This is a genomic window from Escherichia sp. WS1118 (assembly GCF_046487695.1).
GTDB lineage: Bacteria > Pseudomonadota > Gammaproteobacteria > Enterobacterales > Enterobacteriaceae > Escherichia > Escherichia coli.
The window spans coordinates 39716-56438 of the sequence record NZ_JBJQIZ010000003.1; the positions used below are offsets into that span (position 1 = coordinate 39716).

Below are 16723 nucleotides of genomic sequence, written 5' to 3' on the forward strand. Positions count from 1 at the left end.
TCAATCACCAGAAGAGAGGTTATTTGTGGTAATTATCAATAGCACGATACTGAGCGGCGCAGGCGCTATCCCTTCCCTGACGTCGCTCTTACCCGACATCAGAAAAATGATGCTGGTCACTGACCGTAATATTGCGCAGCTCGACGGTGTGCAGCAGATTCGCGCCTTACTGAAAAAGCACTGCCCGCAGGTTAACATTATCGATAATGTGCCCGCAGAGCCCACGCATCATGATGTGCGCCAGCTAATGGATGCCCTTGGCGATGCCTCTTTTGATGTGGTGGTCGGGATCGGCGGTGGCAGCGTGTTGGATGTGGCGAAGCTGCTATCGGTGCTTTGCCATCCACAATCTCCGGGGCTGGATGCGCTGCTTGCGGGTGAAAAACCGACTCAGCGGGTGCAATCATGGTTGATTCCTACAACCGCCGGAACCGGCTCAGAAGCCACGCCGAATGCGATTCTGGCAATCCCTGAGCAAAGCACGAAGGTGGGTATTATTTCCCAGGTGCTGTTACCAGACTATGTGGCGCTTTTCCCGGAACTGACCACCAGCATGCCCGCGCATATTGCGGCGTCCACGGGCATTGATGCTCTTTGCCACTTACTGGAGTGTTTTACCGCGACCGTGGCAAATCCGGTCAGCGATAACGCGGCGCTGACTGGGTTAAGTAAGCTTTTCCGGCATATTCAGCCCGCCGTGAATGATCCTCAGGATCTGCGCGCAAAACTGGAAATGCTGTGGGCGTCTTACTATGGCGGCGTAGCGATAACCCATGCGGGCACGCATCTCGTTCATGCGCTCTCCTACCCGTTAGGCGGCAAATATCACCTGCCGCACGGCGTGGCGAATGCCATCTTGCTGGCGCCATGCATGGCCGTCGTACGCCCTTACGCGGTTGAGAAATTTGCCCAGGTCTGGGATTGCATTCCTGACGCGGATACATCCCTGAGCGCGGAAGAAAAATCTCATGCTCTGGTGGCCTGGCTACAGGCATTAGTCAATCAACTCAAGCTACCCAACAATCTCGCGGATCTCGGCGTACCACCAGAGGATATTACCTCGCTTAGTGAGGCGGCACTGAACGTGAAGCGCCTTATGAACAATGCGCCGTGCCAAATTGATCTACAGGACGTACAGGCCATTTACCAAACACTGTTTCCGCAACATCCATTTAAGGAGTAAATCATGCCGAAAACCATTGAAGGTGTATTAACCGCCATTGTCACCCCGTTTACCGCGACCGGCAGTCTGAATATCCCGGCGTTAAAAGTGCAGGTGAATCGTCAACTGGAAGCGGGTAACGCGATTTTTTGCGGCGGCACCAACGGCGAGTTTTTTGTGTTGAATGAACAGGAGAAGCTCAGCGTTACGCAAACCTGCGTGGATGAAGTGGCTGGTCGTGCGCCGGTCGTGGCACACATTGGCGAGATCTCTACGCGCGAAACGATTCGTCTGGGTCAGCAGATTGAAAAACTTGGCGTAGATGCCGTGTCGGTCATTGCCCCTTACTTCGTACCGCTGAAACAGGAAGAGTTGATTGCGCATTACAGCGCAATTGCCGACGCACTGAGCATTCCGATGTTTCTCTATAACATCCCGGCCCGCACTGGCAATACGATCCAGCCAGAAACCGCGCGTGCTCTGGCGTCGCACCCCAATATCATTGGGATTAAAGACAGCGCCGGAAGCGACGAAAGCCTGAAGGGTTTTCTCGATGCGGTGCGCGACATTGACGGCTTTAATGTGCTCAACGGCCCGGATTCGCTGATCCATAAAGGGTTTGTCGAGGGATGTTCAACCTGTATCTCTGGGCTCGCCAACATCGCGCCGCGAGAAATCAATGCCATCTGGTCTCGCTTCCATGCCGGTGATATTGAAGGGTCTTATGAAGCACAGGAGAGTGTAACGGGCCTGCGTACCGATCTTTATAAAGTAGCATTCTCCCCGGCTGCGGTGAAAAAAGCGTTGCAGCTTATGGGGCATGATGTTGGTGATAGCCGCTACGCGGTTAATTTCACGCCTGAACAGATCAGCGAGATTCAACAAATTATTCGTCATTATAACATTAATTAAATTAACTCTATTATCCAGCCCGCTATAAAGTTTAGATAAAGAGAATAAAGGATTACCCCATGTTTTTGTGGTTTATGCAGCCAGATATCTGGCTCACTTTAATTACCCTCACCTTTCTGGAAATTATTCTTGGGGTGGATAATATTATTTTTCTTTCACTGGTGGTGGCAAAACTTCCGTTATCACAACAAAATATGGCGCGTAAACTGGGTTTAAGCTGCGCGATGATTATGCGGATATTATTGCTGATATCCATTGCGTGGCTTTCACATATTACCCAGCCGCTTTTTACCGTGCTGACGCTGGAGATTTCGTTCCGCACCTTGATTCTGCTCGGGGGCGGGCTGTTCCTGATTTATAAAGCGATACAGGAGATACGCGAAGAGCTGTCGCCCGCGCAGGAAGACGAACATGGCAGCGGATCGCGGCAACTGTCGTTGTGCGGTGCCATTGTACAGATAATGCTGCTCGATATCGTGTTTAGCCTGGATTCGGTGATCACCGCCGTCGGCCTTTCTCAGCATATATTTATCATGATTGCCGCCGTAATGATTGCCGTCGGTGTCATGATGTTTGCGGCGAAAACAATTGGTGATTTCGTTAACGCCACGCCGTCAATAAAAATACTGGCGTTAACCTTTTTATTGTTTGTCGGTGTATTGCTGGTTGCCGATAGTCTCAACATTCATATTGCCAAAGAGTATCTCTACTTCGCGATATTTTTCTCATTAAGTGTTGAGACACTCAATATTATCCGTGAAAGAAAAAATAAAAAAGTTTCGACATTGCTCGAAACGCATGAATCGCACTCGCATTAATAAATCTATTACCAACTTTAAGATGGAGTCTAACTATGTCTGTAGCCCTTATTCGTGACGGCGTCATCCGTCCATCCGAAAACGATTCGCATGTGCTTACCGCCATGCTGCCCTCGTCCTGCCCGCAAAACCACGCGGCGAATATTCTGCCTTTGCCGGATGGCGCGTTAATGTGCGTCTGGTTTGCGGGAACGCAGGAAGGTATTGCCGATATTTCTGTCTGGGGATCGCGATTGCCCGCTGGCGGAATGCAGTGGAGCGATGCGGTCAAACTTTCCCACGATGACACGCGTTCAGAGCAAAACCCGGTGCTGTTTCTCGCGCCGGATAACGTGCTGTGGCTCCTATGGACCGCACAAATATCCGGTAATCAGGACACCGCCATCGTCCGCTACCGTAAGTCAGACGACCTCGGACAAACCTGGGGCGAGATTGCCACCCTGCTTGATAAACCCGGTACGTTCATTCGACAGCCAATCACGGTGCTTGATAACGGCAACTGGCTGCTGCCCGTCTTTTATTGCCGTACCCAACCCGGCGAAAAATGGGTCGGCAATGATGATATCAGCGCAGTGAAAATTTCCGCTGACGGTGGTCACTCCTGGCGCGATGTCGAGGTGCCGCAAAGTCTTGGCTGTGTTCATATGAATATCACAATGCTGCACAACGGTACGTTGGTTGCTCTCTTTCGCAGCCGTTGGGCAGACAACATCTATATCAGCCATTCCGCGGACAACGGCGAGAGCTGGTCAGTACCGCAAGCAACCGAATTGCCCAACAACAATTCGTCTATTCAGGTAACGACACTTGCCAGCGGCGAACTGGCGCTGGTGTACAACGCGATGAGTGCGGCAGGCGCAGTAGAACGTCGCGCGTCGCTTTATGACGAAATCGACGATGGCGACGACAGCCGCAAAGAACCGACAGCCGTCGGACGCTCCGCTTTCTGGGGGGCCCCACGCGCGCCGATGACGGTAGCGATTTCTGCCGATGGTGGGAAAAGCTGGCCGTGGCGGCGCAATCTCGATGAAGGCGACGGCTACTGCATGACCAACAATTCCCTGGAAAAGCTAAATCGTGAGTTCTCCTACCCCAGCATCAAACAAAGCCCGGACGGTACGCTACATATCGCTTACACCTGGTGGCGTCAGGCCATCAAGTACGTACGCATCTCCCCCGAGTGGGTTAAGGGGCAGGCATCATGATTATCGGTAATCTCAACCATTTGTCGCTGGCGGGGCTTCCTGCCTGGGTGAGAAATATTCTGCTGCGCCCGGAGTGTTCGTTATCGGCGTTATCCACCAGAGAGGACGGTCGCTGGCAACCTGAAGGATGTCGGTGGTTCTGCACGCTGGGAACTTCAGACACGCAACCCGCCGAACTCCGCCATACGGAGTATCACCATTTATGGGCCGATATACAGGTGGTGATTACTGGTTGTGAGGGCATTAATGCGGGAACGCGGCCCATCGCTCGCGAAAACGATGAAGAACGTAAGCCCGATCTGTTTATCGCCCCATCCCCTGAAAACAGTGTCGCCATCACCCTACACGCCGGTGATTTCGCCGTCTTTATGCCTGAGGAACCTCACCAGGCACTGTGCGCAATTGGCACGGCTACTTCAATACGCAAAGCGGTCTTTAAAGTACCGCGCGACATGCTGGAAGCCTAAAAGGAGAGAAAAAATGACAATGGAAATGATCCTGGCATTAGGAATACTGGTCCTGATGATCGTGCTGATCATGTCGGACAAAATGCCTTTTGGCGCACCGCCACTGCTTGCGTGTTTATTGCTGGTTGTATCGGGACTTTCGACCGTTCAACAGGCTTTTGCCGGATTCGTCAATCCAAGCGTGGTGATGATTGCAGGGTTTATGGTGGTCATGGCGGCGCTACAAAAAACCCGGCTTATCAGCAACGTTAAATCTGCGATGATAAGCCTGGTCAATAAAGGCAGTTACCGCAGCTATGGGCTGTTGTTAGTCATTGTTATGCTGGGTGCCAGTCTTGCCGGCACCGGAGCGACCGGTTATTACGTGCTAATTCTGTCGCTGGTATCCACCATTCCGTACAGTAAAAAGCTACCAACATCGAAATTAATGATGCCCCTGGGATTTGCCACCAACCACCCGCTTCTTCCTATCAATCTCGCGCTTCTCTTTGGCGTTACGGCGACCGTACTCGAAACCGCGGGGTTTCATCAGGAGATTTCGATGGGGCGCTTTGCGCTGGTGAATCTCATCATGTCAGCGGCTTTCCTCACATGGAGTCTTATTGCCTACCGTTTTCTTCCGGATCATCCCATTGCGGATGCTTCCGAGGATGCGCTGGCGGCACGCGAGGAAACGTTTAACGCCCTTCCTGCCTGGAAAGAATATTGCACTATTGCCGCATTCGCTGTCAGCGTTATCGGCATGATGCTAATGAACATTCTGGGAAATATCGCCTTCGTTATTCCGGGTCTTGCGGGTGCGTTTGTTCTGATGATCGATGTACTGGACTTCAAAGAAGTTCGCGATCATATGGGGGCTCCGGTCATTTTAATGATGGCGGGGGTGATCGGTGTAGCTGATGCACTGGCGGGCACCGGCTTTACGGCGATGGTTGGCGATGCCGTTGCAGGTGTGCTCGGTTCTGGCGTCTCACCGTTTGTATTTATTGTCGCCTTTGCTTTGCTTACCAGTACCTGCGCCACCTTCACGGGTTCGAATATGGGGTCAGTATATATTTTTGCCCCCATCGCCATTGCCGCCTGTACTAGCCTTGGGCTTAACCCGACCGCTGCCGCGATTGCGGTGGTGATTTCTGGCTGGAATGGCGGCTATATGCCTATTGACGGAATGCCAGCCATGATCCTCGGAATGGGGAAATACAAACTTCCCGAATTCTGGGTGTTCTCTGTACCAATGTATCTCATCCGCATTCTGGCGCTTTGTGCAGGCGCTGTTTTTATCTTCCCAATGTAATCTCAGACAAAAAAAGCGGCAGAGAAGATCCCTGCCGCTTTTTATTGTTGGATGCGACGCTGCCGCGTCGCATCAGACATAAAGCAGATTACTTTTTGATTTCATACAGCGGTGTTTGACCCGCCACAACATGGCCCTGAGCTTTAATGATAAGGCCGCTGAAATCGTCGATATTGCTGCAAACCACCGGGCTAATCATCGAGCGAGCGTTAGCGTTCAGGTAATCCAGATCCATTTCCAGAATCGGTTGCCCTGCGCTTACCTGCGCGCCCTCTTCCACCAGACGTTTAAAGCCTTTACCTTCCAGCGCTACGGTGTCGATACCCATATGGACGACGATCTCCGCGCCTTTTTCGGTTTCCAGACAGAATGCGTGGTTGGTGTTGAAGATTTTCACGATTGTTCCTGCGGCTGGTGATACGACGATTTTATCTGTCGGTTTCACCGCCACACCGTCACCCACCGCTTTGCTGGCGAATGCTTCGTCAGGAACCTGATCCAGTGCCACAACATCCCCGGTAATCGGGGATACCAGCTCCGCGATAGATACCGCGTTTGGTACAGCCTGCGGTTTTGCTACAGGAGCGGCAGTTGCCGGAGTTGCTTCAGCTGACGCAGCGGCTACCGGACCACGGGCAACGACTTTCTTCATCGCATCGCCGATGGATTCTGCTTTCGCGCCAACAATCACCTGAATAGTCTGTTTGTTCAGTTTCACTACCCCAGAAGCACCCAGACGTTTACACATCGCATCGTTGACGCGAGCTGAGTCAACCACGGTAAGGCGCAGACGAGTAATACAGGCGTCAATGGCTTTCAGGTTGTCAGTACCGCCAACCGCAGCAATATAGTTGGTTGCCAGTTGATTGAGACCTTCTTCAGTATTGCTGTTAGCCTCTTCAGTAACGATCTCGTCTTCTTTATCTTCACGACCCGGCGTTTTCAGGTTGAACATGCGGATAACCAAACTGAACACCACGAAGTAGATAGCGAAGAAGACAACCCCCATCACCAGCAGCATCCAGACGTTCTGGCTGGCGGCCGGCAGGTTATACATCAACGCGTAGTCGATAGCCCCCGCAGAGAAAGAGAAGCCGGCATGGATACCCAGCAACGTTGCCACAAACAGGCTGATACCGGTCAGCAGTGCGTGCAGGAGGTACAGCAGCGGTGCAAGGAACATGAACAGGAATTCCAGCGGCTCAGTCACACCGGTCAGGAACGCAGTAACAGCAACAGAAAGCAGCATCCCGCCAACCATCGGACGACGCTCTTTCGGTGCTGCGAAGTACATCGCCAGCGCCGCACCCGGCAGACCGAACATCATAATCGGGAAGAAGCCGGACATGAACATCCCCGCGGTGCCGTCACCGGCATAGAAGCGGTTGATATCACCGTGGAAAACCGTTCCCGCCGCGTTGGTGAATTCACCAATCTGGAACCAGGCGATGGTGTTCAGCACCTGATGCAGACCGGTTGGGATCAGCAGACGGTTGATGAAACCAAAGATACCGGAACCCAGCGCGCCCGCAGAAACGATCCACTCGCCGCCTGCATGGATAGCGTGCTGTACCGGCGGCCAGACGTAACCAAAAATGGCCGCCAGCACCAGACAGAAGAAGCCGGTGGCGATCGGCACAAAGCGTTTGCCGCCGAAGAAGCTCAGGAAGTCCGGCAGTTTAATATCGGACCAACGGTTATAGGCTGCGCCACCAACCAGACCGGTAATGATACCCGCCAGTACACCCATGTTAATTTCTGGGTTGATGGTCACCATCGCTTTGGTTAACACAAAGTAACCTACCGCACCCGCCAGTGCCGCCGCACCTGCGCTGTCTTTCGACCAGCTGGATGCCACGCCGATGGCGAAGATTAATGCGAGGTTATCAAAAATCGCACCGCCCGCCTGGGCAATAAACGCAACGTTAAGTAAATCTGGCTGACCGAATCGCAGCAACAGCGCCGCCACCGGCAGCACCGCGATAGGGAGCTGTAACGCCCTACCGAGTCGCTGGAAAAAACCTAAAATATTCATCTTATTCCCCCTACGAGAACCCTATTTGGCTCGTTTAAAGCCGTATTTTTATTTTGCTGCAAATTGTACTGCCGATGTTCTGTAATCAGATTGTTAGATCATCTGCTACAGAGTGTGTGAAAATTTAATTCGTATCGCAAATTAAACGCGTGTCTTTTGTGAGTTTTGTCACCAAATATCGTTATCATCACTCCCTTTTACTGGCTAAACCAGAAAACTTATTTTATCATTCAAAAAATCAGGTCGGATTGACGCCTGTCTGCGCAAATCCAGGTTACGCTTAAAGATGCCTAATCCGCCAACGGCTTACATTTTACTTATTGAGGTGAATAATGAGACTGATCCCCCTGACTACCGCTGAACAGGTCGGCAAATGGGCTGCTCGCCATATCGTCAATCGTATCAATGCGTTCAAACCGACTGCCGATCGTCCGTTTGTACTGGGCCTGCCGACTGGCGGCACGCCGATGACCACCTATAAAGCGTTAGTCGAAATGCATAAAGCAGGCCAGGTCAGCTTTAAGCACGTTGTCACCTTCAACATGGACGAATATGTCGGTCTGCCGAAAGAGCATCCGGAAAGCTACTACAGCTTTATGCACCGTAATTTCTTCGATCACGTTGATATTCCAGCAGAAAATATCAACCTTCTCAACGGCAACGCCCCGGATATCGACGCCGAATGCCGCCAGTATGAAGAAAAAATCCGTTCTTACGGAAAAATTCATCTGTTTATGGGCGGTGTAGGTAACGACGGTCATATTGCATTTAACGAACCGGCGTCTTCTCTGGCTTCTCGTACTCGTATCAAAACCCTGACTCATGACACTCGCGTCGCGAACTCTCGTTTCTTTGATAACGATGTTAATCAGGTGCCAAAATATGCCCTGACTGTCGGTGTTGGTACATTGCTGGATGCCGAAGAAGTGATGATTCTGGTGCTGGGTAGTCAGAAAGCACTGGCACTGCAGGCCGCCGTTGAAGGTTGCGTGAACCACATGTGGACCATCAGCTGTCTGCAACTGCATCCAAAAGCGATCATGGTGTGCGATGAACCTTCCACCATGGAGCTGAAAGTTAAGACTTTAAGATATTTCAATGAATTAGAAGCAGAAAATATCAAAGGTCTGTAATTATTATCCCTGCCCTGACACCTTGCTCAGGGCAATATTTTTTAAAATCGGGGGTCAGAATGTATGCATTAACCCAGGGCCGGATCTTTACCGGCCACGAATTTCTTGATGACCACGCGGTTGTTATCGCTGATGGCCTGATTAAAAGCGTCTGTCCGGTAGCGGAACTGCCGCCAGAGATCGAACAACGTTCACTGAACGGGGCCATTCTCTCCCCCGGTTTTATCGATGTGCAGTTAAACGGCTGCGGCGGCGTACAGTTTAACGACACCGCTGAAGCGGTCAGCGTGGAAACGCTGGAAATCATGCAGAAAGCCAATGAGAAATCAGGCTGTACTAACTATCTGCCGACGCTTATCACCACCAGCGATGAGCTGATGAAACAGGGCGTGCGCGTTATGCGCGAGTACCTGGCAAAACATCCGAACCAGGCGTTAGGTCTGCATCTGGAAGGTCCGTGGCTGAATCTGGTAAAAAAAGGCACCCATAATCCGAATTTTGTGCGTAAGCCTGATGCCGCGCTGGTCGATTTCCTGTGTGAGAACGCCGACGTGATTACCAAAGTGACTCTGGCACCGGAAATGGTTCCAGCGGAAGTCATCAGCAAACTGGCAAATGCCGGGATTGTGGTTTCTGCTGGTCACTCCAACGCGACGTTGAAAGAAGCGAAAGCCGGTTTCCGCGCGGGGATTACCTTTGCCACCCATCTGTACAACGCGATGCCGTATATTACCGGTCGTGAACCGGGCCTGGCGGGCGCGATCCTCGACGAAGCTGACATTTATTGCGGTATTATCGCTGATGGCCTGCATGTTGATTACGCCAACATTCGTAACGCTAAACGTCTGAAAGGCGACAAATTGTGTCTGGTTACCGATGCCACCGCGCCAGCAGGTGCCAACATTGAACAGTTCATTTTTGCGGGTAAAACAATATACTACCGTAATGGACTTTGTGTGGATGAGAACGGTACGTTAAGCGGTTCATCCTTAACCATGATTGAAGGCGTGCGTAATCTGGTCGAACATTGTGGTATCGCACTGGATGAAGTGCTGCGTATGGCGACGCTCTATCCGGCACGTGCGATTAGCGTTGAGAAACGTCTCGGCACGCTCGCCGCAGGTAAAGTAGCCAACCTGACTGCATTCACACCTGATTTTAAAATCACCAGGACCATCGTTAACGGTAACGAGGTCGTAACTCAATAAGAGAAAGTATGACACCAGGCGGACAAGCTCAGATAGGTAATGTTGATCTCGTAAAACAGCTTAACAGCGCGGCAGTTTATCGCCTGATTGACCAGTACGGGCCAATCTCGCGGATTCAGATTGCCGAGCAAAGTCAGCTTGCCCCCGCCAGCGTAACCAAAATTACGCGTCAGCTTATCGAACGCGGGCTGATCAAAGAAGTTGATCAGCAGGCCTCCACCGGGGGCCGCCGCGCTATCTCCATCGTCACCGAAACCCGCAATTTCCACGCAATCGGCGTACGGCTTGGTCGTCACGACGCCACCATCACCTTGTTTGATCTCAGCAGCAAAGTGCTGGCAGAAGAACATTACCCGCTGCCGGAACGTACCCAGCAGACGCTGGAACATGCCCTGCTGAATGCCATTGCTCAGTTTATTGATAGCTACCAGCGCAAGCTACGCGAGCTGATCGCGATTTCGGTGATCCTGCCAGGGCTTGTAGACCCGGACAGCGGCAAAATTCATTACATGCCGCATATTCAGGTAGAAAACTGGGGGCTGGTTGAAGCACTGGAAGAGCGTTTTAAAGTGACCTGTTTTGTCGGCCACGATATCCGCAGTCTGGCGCTGGCAGAGCACTACTTCGGTGCAAGTCAGGATTGCGAAGACTCCATTCTGGTGCGTGTCCATCGCGGAACCGGGGCCGGGATTATCTCTAACGGGCGAATTTTTATCGGGCGCAACGGCAACGTCGGTGAAATTGGCCATATTCAGGTCGAACCGCTGGGTGAACGCTGCCACTGCGGCAACTTTGGCTGCCTGGAAACTATCGCCGCCAATGCTGCCATTGAACAACGGGTGTTGAATCTGTTAAAGCAGGGCTACCAGAGCCGTGTGCCACTGGACGACTGCACCATCAAAACTATCTGCAAAGCCGCGAACAAAGGCGATAGCCTGGCCTCGGAAGTGATTGAATATGTCGGTCGTCATCTGGGTAAAACCATCGCCATTGCTATCAACTTATTTAATCCGCAAAAAATTGTTATTGCTGGAGAAATCACCGAAGCCGATAAAGTGCTGCTCCCTGCTATTGAAAGCTGCATTAATACCCAGGCGCTGAAGGCGTTTCGTACTAATCTACCGGTGGTACGTTCTGAGTTGGATCACCGCTCGGCAATCGGCGCTTTTGCGCTGGTAAAACGCGCCATGCTCAACGGTATTTTGCTCCAGCATTTGCTGGAAAATTAATGTGCTTTTATAGTGGCGCTTATTGTTGTCAATATTCTGGGTAGTCCATGACCATTAAAAATGTAATTTGCGATATCGACGGCGTGCTGATGCACGATAACGTCGCCGTACCGGGTGCAGCGGAATTTTTGCACGGGATTATGGATAAAGGCCTGCCGCTGGTGTTGCTGACCAACTATCCTTCGCAGACCGGGCAAGATCTGGCGAATCGCTTTGCCACTGCCGGTGTCGATGTACCGGATAGCGTGTTTTATACCTCCGCGATGGCGACCGCCGATTTCCTGCGTCGCCAGGAAGGCAAGAAAGCGTATGTGGTGGGCGAAGGCGCACTGATTCATGAACTGTACAAAGCCGGTTTCACTATTACCGATGTGAACCCTGATTTTGTGATTGTTGGCGAAACGCGTTCCTACAACTGGGACATGATGCATAAAGCAGCCTATTTCGTCGCTAACGGTGCACGCTTTATCGCCACCAACCCGGACACCCACGGGCGCGGTTTTTATCCCGCCTGTGGCGCGTTGTGTGCAGGGATCGAGAAAATCTCCGGGCGCAAACCGTTCTATGTTGGAAAGCCGAGTCCGTGGATCATCCGCGCGGCATTAAACAAAATGCAGGCGCATTCGGAAGAAACGGTGATTGTCGGCGATAACTTGCGTACCGATATTCTGGCGGGCTTCCAGGCCGGTCTGGAGACGATTCTGGTGCTTTCTGGTGTTTCGTCGCTCGACGATATCGACAGTATGCCGTTCCGCCCAAGTTGGATTTACCCATCAGTCGCTGAAATCGACGTTATCTGAATAGCAACCACGCCTCAGGGCGTGGTTTCTTATTTTTACCCATCATTAAAATCACCCCATTCAATAAAACCCGTCAAAAATTATCGATCCATCAATAAATATACCCAAAAGCCCTCCCCTTTTTCATCAATCAGCAATCGTCATTACGTTTTTTATTTTTCCACCGCCAAATCGCTTGCGCACCGTGCTGCTTTGCGGCATTTTTTTAACAAGCAAACACAACACGCAGTAAACACCAGGTTAACGGAGAAGGTTATGTGTTCAATTTTTGGCGTATTCGATATCAAAACAGACGCAGTTGAGCTGCGTAAGAAAGCACTCGAGCTGTCACGCCTGATGCGTCATCGTGGCCCGGACTGGTCCGGTATTTATGCCAGCGATAACGCCATTCTCGCCCACGAACGTCTGTCAATTGTTGACGTTAACGCGGGGGCGCAACCTCTCTACAACCAACAAAAAACTCATGTGCTGGCAGTAAACGGTGAAATCTACAACCACCAGGCATTGCGCGCTGAATATGGCGATCGTTACCAGTTCCAGACCGGGTCTGACTGTGAAGTGATCCTCGCGCTGTATCAGGAAAAAGGGCCGGAATTTCTCGACGACTTGCAGGGCATGTTTGCCTTTGCCCTGTACGACAGCGAAAAAGATGCATATCTGATTGGTCGCGACCATCTGGGGATCATCCCACTGTATATGGGCTATGACGAACACGGTCAGCTGTATGTGGCCTCAGAAATGAAAGCCCTCGTGCCAGTTTGCCGCACGATTAAAGAGTTTCCGGCGGGGAGCTATTTGTGGAGTCAGGACGGCGAAATCCGTTCTTATTATCATCGCGACTGGTTCGACTACGATGCGGTGAAAGATAACGTGACCGACAAAAACGAGCTGCGTCAGGCACTGGAAGATTCCGTTAAAAGCCATCTGATGTCTGATGTGCCTTACGGTGTGCTGCTTTCTGGTGGTCTGGATTCCTCAATTATTTCCGCTATCACCAAGAAATACGCCGCCCGTCGCGTGGAAGATCAGGAACGCTCTGAAGCCTGGTGGCCGCAGTTGCACTCCTTTGCTGTAGGTCTGCCGGGTTCACCGGATCTGAAAGCAGCCCAGGAAGTGGCAAACCATCTGGGCACGGTGCATCACGAAATTCACTTCACTGTACAGGAAGGTCTGGATGCCATCCGCGACGTGATTTACCACATCGAAACTTATGATGTGACCACTATTCGCGCTTCAACACCGATGTATTTAATGTCGCGTAAGATCAAGGCGATGGGCATTAAAATGGTGCTGTCCGGTGAAGGTTCTGACGAAGTGTTTGGCGGTTATCTATACTTCCACAAAGCGCCGAACGCTAAAGAGTTGCATGAAGAGACGGTGCGTAAACTGCTGGCCCTGCATATGTATGACTGCGCGCGTGCCAACAAAGCGATGTCAGCCTGGGGCGTGGAAGCACGCGTTCCGTTCCTCGACAAAAAATTCCTTGATGTGGCGATGCGCATTAACCCACAGGATAAAATGTGCGGTAACGGCAAAATGGAAAAACACATCCTGCGTGAATGTTTTGAAGCGTATCTGCCTGCAAGCGTGGCCTGGCGGCAAAAAGAGCAGTTCTCCGATGGCGTCGGTTACAGTTGGATCGACACCCTGAAAGAAGTGGCAGCGCAGCAGGTTTCTGATCAACAGCTGGAAACTGCCCGCTTCCGCTTCCCGTTCAACACGCCGACCTCAAAAGAAGCGTATCTGTACCGGGAGATCTTTGAAGAATTGTTCCCGCTTCCGAGCGCCGCTGAGTGCGTGCCGGGCGGTCCTTCCGTCGCTTGTTCTTCCGCTAAAGCGATTGAGTGGGATGAAGCGTTCAAGAAAATGGACGATCCGTCTGGTCGCGCGGTTGGCGTTCACCAGTCGGCATATAAATAAGACGTGTAATATTGCCCCGGAGAAATCCGGGGCAATTTCAGTTACTGGGGCGCTTGTTGATTCTGATATGCAGTAAGGAAATGTTCCGGGTTTGCCACATCGCTGTTTGACAACTCATTACTGTAGGCCAGTATTTCATAGATTAATTTCCCACCACTATTGTTGAATTCCGAATTTCATCCTGTATGACAAAAGAATGGCTGTAGGGTGGGGAAAAAACACAAAGTAAACAATAATTGACGAATATAGCGCCATGCTGTTCGCAACCTAACCAAACAGTCACTTTCGAGCAATTTTCCTTGAAAAAGAGGTTGACGCTGCAAGGCTCTATACGCATAATGCGCCCCGCAACGCCGATAAGGTATCGCGAAAAAAAAGATGGCTACGTAGCTCAGTTGGTTAGAGCACATCACTCATAATGATGGGGTCACAGGTTCGAATCCCGTCGTAGCCACCATCTTTTTTTGCGGGAGTGGCGAAATTGGTAGACGCACCAGATTTAGGTTCTGGCGCCGCAAGGTGTGCGAGTTCAAGTCTCGCCTCCCGCACCATTCACCAGAAAGCGTTGTACGGATGGGGTATCGCCAAGCGGTAAGGCACCGGTTTTTGATACCGGCATTCCCTGGTTCGAATCCAGGTACCCCAGCCATATTCTTCGAATAAGCGGTTCACCGCCCGGTTATTGGGGTATCGCCAAGCGGTAAGGCACCGGTTTTTGATACCGGCATTCCCTGGTTCGAATCCAGGTACCCCAGCCATCGAAGAAACAATCTGGCTACGTAGCTCAGTTGGTTAGAGCACATCACTCATAATGATGGGGTCACAGGTTCGAATCCCGTCGTAGCCACCAAATTCTGAATGTGTCGAATATGTTCGGCAAATTCAAAAACAAATTTGTTGGGGTATCGCCAAGCGGTAAGGCACCGGATTCTGATTCCGGCATTCCGAGGTTCGAATCCTCGTACCCCAGCCAATTTATTCAAGACGCTTACCTTGTAAGTGCACCCAGTTGGGGTATCGCCAAGCGGTAAGGCACCGGATTCTGATTCCGGCATTCCGAGGTTCGAATCCTCGTACCCCAGCCACATTAAAAAAGCTCGCTTCGGCGAGCTTTTTGCTTTTCTGCGTATATTCAATGCCGAATGCGATGTTGACTCGTCTTATCCTTCAAAGTCGGATGCGACGCTGCCGCGTCTTATCCGACCTACGGTTGGCATGCATCCAGCAATGTTGTGAGGCTACAACCCTAACGCATATTTCAGCGCCTTACGTTTCAACACGCCAGCACGCTCCGCCGCCATCAAACCAAGATTACGCACAAAACGCAGCGGTGGCAGATTATTGCTGAATCCGGCATAAAACAGATCCATACCACTTTGCATCATGAAGTTATCCGCCATACGCCGCATCTGGTAACGCTTGAGCACAGGATAACTGGCCCACGCTTCGCCGTAGCTGCGGGCGTTCACCAGAACGTCAATCAGGGCATCGACATCACGATAACCAAGATTCACTCCCTGTCCCGCCAGCGGATGGATGGTATGCGCGGCATCGCCCACCAGAGCAAGCCCTGGTTGCACATACTGCAACGCATGGCGACGTATCAGCGGAAACGCACCAGCGGCAAGCGGTGTCACGTAACCCAGACGCGACGGGAAATGCTTCACGATTTCCGCCTGTAGCTGCGCCATATTCATATTCTGCAACTGGCGAATGCGTGCCGGAGAGTCATACCACACCAGCGATGCCCAGTTATCAAACAACGGCAGAAACGCACGCGGTCCGTCCGGGGTAAATTGCTGCCAGGTGCTGTCGCCGGGATCGTTCTCACACTGTACGCTAATCAACATACACGACTGCGCATACTGCCAGGCATGAACGCCAATTCCCGCCATCTGTCGCACCTGCGAATTTGCGCCGTCGGCACCAATCACCAGCTTCGCGAGGATCGTTTCACCGCCCTTCAGTTCCAGCTCCTGAAGATCATTATGGCGATGCAGTGCAATCAGCGAGCCTGGCACACGTAACGTTACTTTCGGATGCGCTTCCAGCGCCTGCCACAACGCCTGTTGCAGGACAGTGTTTTCCACCATGTAGCCAAGCAACGGTAGCTTAAGTTCAGCGGCGTCAAACACGACATGCGCCGTTTCCCACTCCCACGTTTCCAGTCTGCGGTAAGGATGGCAACGCATAGCCTGTACTGCATCCCAGGCCCCTACCCCTTTAAGCAATGATACCGAAGCCGCGCTGATCGCCGAGATCCGCACGTCCGGCTGGCTGTCCGCAACAAACGGCGCAGGCTGGGCATGTTCAATAACCGTTACCGTAAACCCGTGCTGTGCCAGTCCCAGCGCCAGTGCGCCGCCGACCATTCCTCCGCCGACAATGGCAATTTCCGTTGGTTGATTTGTCATGGTCAATCATCCTGTTAGCAATATGCTTTAAGTTTACAGGATTTTTACCCCCAAGGGCTGATAACGCTCATACTGGTCACAACGGCAGCAAAGCATTACACTATGCGCCCTGCATTCCTGGCTACT

The 16723-nt window shown here is 51.8% G+C and carries 13 protein-coding genes and 7 tRNA genes; 18 read left to right on the forward strand and 2 right to left on the reverse strand.

From position 1 onward, the window contains the following. Window positions 1-25: 25 nt before the first annotated feature. From ACJHYO_RS05995 to ACJHYO_RS06020, 6 genes are read left to right on the forward strand one after another with little or no spacing between them, the layout of a single operon-like run. Window positions 26-1183, forward strand: coding sequence for an iron-containing alcohol dehydrogenase (locus tag ACJHYO_RS05995; RefSeq protein ID WP_085455233.1), 1158 nt, complete (start codon window positions 26-28; stop codon window positions 1181-1183). Between the two features lie 3 nt (window positions 1184-1186). Next, window positions 1187-2074, forward strand: a complete 888-nt coding sequence (locus ACJHYO_RS06000; RefSeq protein WP_001126958.1) for a dihydrodipicolinate synthase family protein — start codon at window positions 1187-1189, stop codon at window positions 2072-2074. 59 nt (window positions 2075-2133) lie between these two features. Beyond that, window positions 2134-2892, forward strand: coding sequence for a TerC family protein (locus ACJHYO_RS06005; protein ID WP_000480544.1), 759 nt, complete (start codon window positions 2134-2136; stop codon window positions 2890-2892). Between the two features lie 35 nt (window positions 2893-2927). Continuing rightward, on the forward strand, window positions 2928-4097 hold the full coding sequence (locus tag ACJHYO_RS06010; protein ID WP_000109429.1) for a sialidase family protein: 1170 nt from the start codon (window positions 2928-2930) through the stop codon (window positions 4095-4097). Beyond that, complete coding sequence (locus tag ACJHYO_RS06015) at window positions 4094-4564, forward strand: YhcH/YjgK/YiaL family protein (protein WP_000583482.1); 471 nt, start codon at window positions 4094-4096, stop codon at window positions 4562-4564. Before ACJHYO_RS06010 ends, ACJHYO_RS06015 begins: the two co-directional genes overlap by 4 nt. Window positions 4565-4577: 13 nt before the next feature. Next, window positions 4578-5858, forward strand: coding sequence for an SLC13 family permease (locus ACJHYO_RS06020; protein ID WP_410232423.1), 1281 nt, complete (start codon window positions 4578-4580; stop codon window positions 5856-5858). Between the two features lie 88 nt (window positions 5859-5946). Here the strand turns inward: ACJHYO_RS06020 and nagE are convergent, their stop codons facing one another. Further along, window positions 5947-7893, reverse strand: coding sequence for a PTS N-acetyl glucosamine transporter subunit IIABC (gene nagE / locus ACJHYO_RS06025; RefSeq protein WP_001023115.1), 1947 nt, complete (start codon window positions 7891-7893; stop codon window positions 5947-5949). A gap of 332 nt (window positions 7894-8225) precedes the next feature. Here nagE and nagB point away from each other — a divergent pair, with 332 nt between their 5' ends. The 12 genes from nagB (at window position 8226) to ACJHYO_RS06085 (ending at window position 15268) form a co-directional block, all read left to right on the forward strand. Next, window positions 8226-9026 carry a glucosamine-6-phosphate deaminase gene (nagB, locus tag ACJHYO_RS06030; RefSeq protein ID WP_001237072.1) on the forward strand — a complete coding sequence of 267 codons (801 nt, stop codon included), beginning with the start codon at window positions 8226-8228 and terminating at the stop codon, window positions 9024-9026. 59 nt (window positions 9027-9085) lie between these two features. Continuing rightward, window positions 9086-10234, forward strand: a complete 1149-nt coding sequence (gene nagA / locus ACJHYO_RS06035) for an N-acetylglucosamine-6-phosphate deacetylase (RefSeq protein WP_000271158.1) — start codon at window positions 9086-9088, stop codon at window positions 10232-10234. Window positions 10235-10242: 8 nt separating this feature from the next. Further along, a complete protein-coding gene (nagC, locus tag ACJHYO_RS06040) occupies window positions 10243-11463 on the forward strand; it encodes a DNA-binding transcriptional regulator NagC (RefSeq protein WP_000187594.1) in 1221 nt (406 codons plus the stop codon). Between the two features lie 47 nt (window positions 11464-11510). After that, a complete protein-coding gene (gene nagD, locus ACJHYO_RS06045; RefSeq protein ID WP_000153129.1) occupies window positions 11511-12263 on the forward strand; it encodes a ribonucleotide monophosphatase NagD in 753 nt (250 codons plus the stop codon). Between the two features lie 255 nt (window positions 12264-12518). Beyond that, complete coding sequence (gene asnB / locus ACJHYO_RS06050; RefSeq protein WP_000337076.1) at window positions 12519-14183, forward strand: asparagine synthase B; 1665 nt, start codon at window positions 12519-12521, stop codon at window positions 14181-14183. 380 nt (window positions 14184-14563) lie between these two features. After that, window positions 14564-14640, forward strand: a tRNA-Met gene (locus ACJHYO_RS06055). 9 nt (window positions 14641-14649) lie between these two features. After that, a tRNA-Leu gene (locus ACJHYO_RS06060) sits at window positions 14650-14734 on the forward strand. A gap of 23 nt (window positions 14735-14757) precedes the next feature. Further along, a tRNA-Gln gene (locus tag ACJHYO_RS06065) sits at window positions 14758-14832 on the forward strand. A gap of 34 nt (window positions 14833-14866) precedes the next feature. Continuing rightward, a tRNA-Gln gene (locus tag ACJHYO_RS06070) sits at window positions 14867-14941 on the forward strand. A 15-nt stretch (window positions 14942-14956) separates the two neighbouring features. Then, window positions 14957-15033 (forward strand) — tRNA-Met (locus tag ACJHYO_RS06075). Window positions 15034-15081: 48 nt separating this feature from the next. Beyond that, window positions 15082-15156: transfer RNA gene (locus ACJHYO_RS06080), tRNA-Gln, on the forward strand. A gap of 37 nt (window positions 15157-15193) precedes the next feature. Further along, window positions 15194-15268, forward strand: a tRNA-Gln gene (locus tag ACJHYO_RS06085). A 153-nt stretch (window positions 15269-15421) separates the two neighbouring features. Here ACJHYO_RS06085 and ubiF read toward each other — a convergent pair. Next, window positions 15422-16597, reverse strand: coding sequence for a 3-demethoxyubiquinol 3-hydroxylase (gene ubiF / locus ACJHYO_RS06090; RefSeq protein WP_021520585.1), 1176 nt, complete (start codon window positions 16595-16597; stop codon window positions 15422-15424). Between the last annotated feature and the right edge of the window lie 126 nt (window positions 16598-16723).

What these genes read in the sequence shown, in the direction of transcription:
- ACJHYO_RS06000 (WP_001126958.1), top strand. Translation starts at nt 1,187, where the DNA reads ATGCCGAAAACCATTGAAGGTGTATTAACCGCCATTGTCACCCCGTTT.
- ACJHYO_RS06005 (WP_000480544.1), top strand. Translation starts at nt 2,134, where the DNA reads ATGTTTTTGTGGTTTATGCAGCCAGATATCTGGCTCACTTTAATTACC.
- ACJHYO_RS06010 (WP_000109429.1), top strand. Translation starts at nt 2,928, where the DNA reads ATGTCTGTAGCCCTTATTCGTGACGGCGTCATCCGTCCATCCGAAAAC.
- ACJHYO_RS06015 (WP_000583482.1), top strand. Translation starts at nt 4,094, where the DNA reads ATGATTATCGGTAATCTCAACCATTTGTCGCTGGCGGGGCTTCCTGCC.
- ACJHYO_RS06020 (WP_410232423.1), top strand. Translation starts at nt 4,578, where the DNA reads ATGACAATGGAAATGATCCTGGCATTAGGAATACTGGTCCTGATGATC.
- nagE (WP_001023115.1), bottom strand. Translation starts at nt 7,893, where the DNA reads ATGAATATTTTAGGTTTTTTCCAGCGACTCGGTAGGGCGTTACAGCTC.
- nagB (WP_001237072.1), top strand. Translation starts at nt 8,226, where the DNA reads ATGAGACTGATCCCCCTGACTACCGCTGAACAGGTCGGCAAATGGGCT.
- nagA (WP_000271158.1), top strand. Translation starts at nt 9,086, where the DNA reads ATGTATGCATTAACCCAGGGCCGGATCTTTACCGGCCACGAATTTCTT.
- nagC (WP_000187594.1), top strand. Translation starts at nt 10,243, where the DNA reads ATGACACCAGGCGGACAAGCTCAGATAGGTAATGTTGATCTCGTAAAA.
- nagD (WP_000153129.1), top strand. Translation starts at nt 11,511, where the DNA reads ATGACCATTAAAAATGTAATTTGCGATATCGACGGCGTGCTGATGCAC.
- asnB (WP_000337076.1), top strand. Translation starts at nt 12,519, where the DNA reads ATGTGTTCAATTTTTGGCGTATTCGATATCAAAACAGACGCAGTTGAG.
- ubiF (WP_021520585.1), bottom strand. Translation starts at nt 16,597, where the DNA reads ATGACAAATCAACCAACGGAAATTGCCATTGTCGGCGGAGGAATGGTC.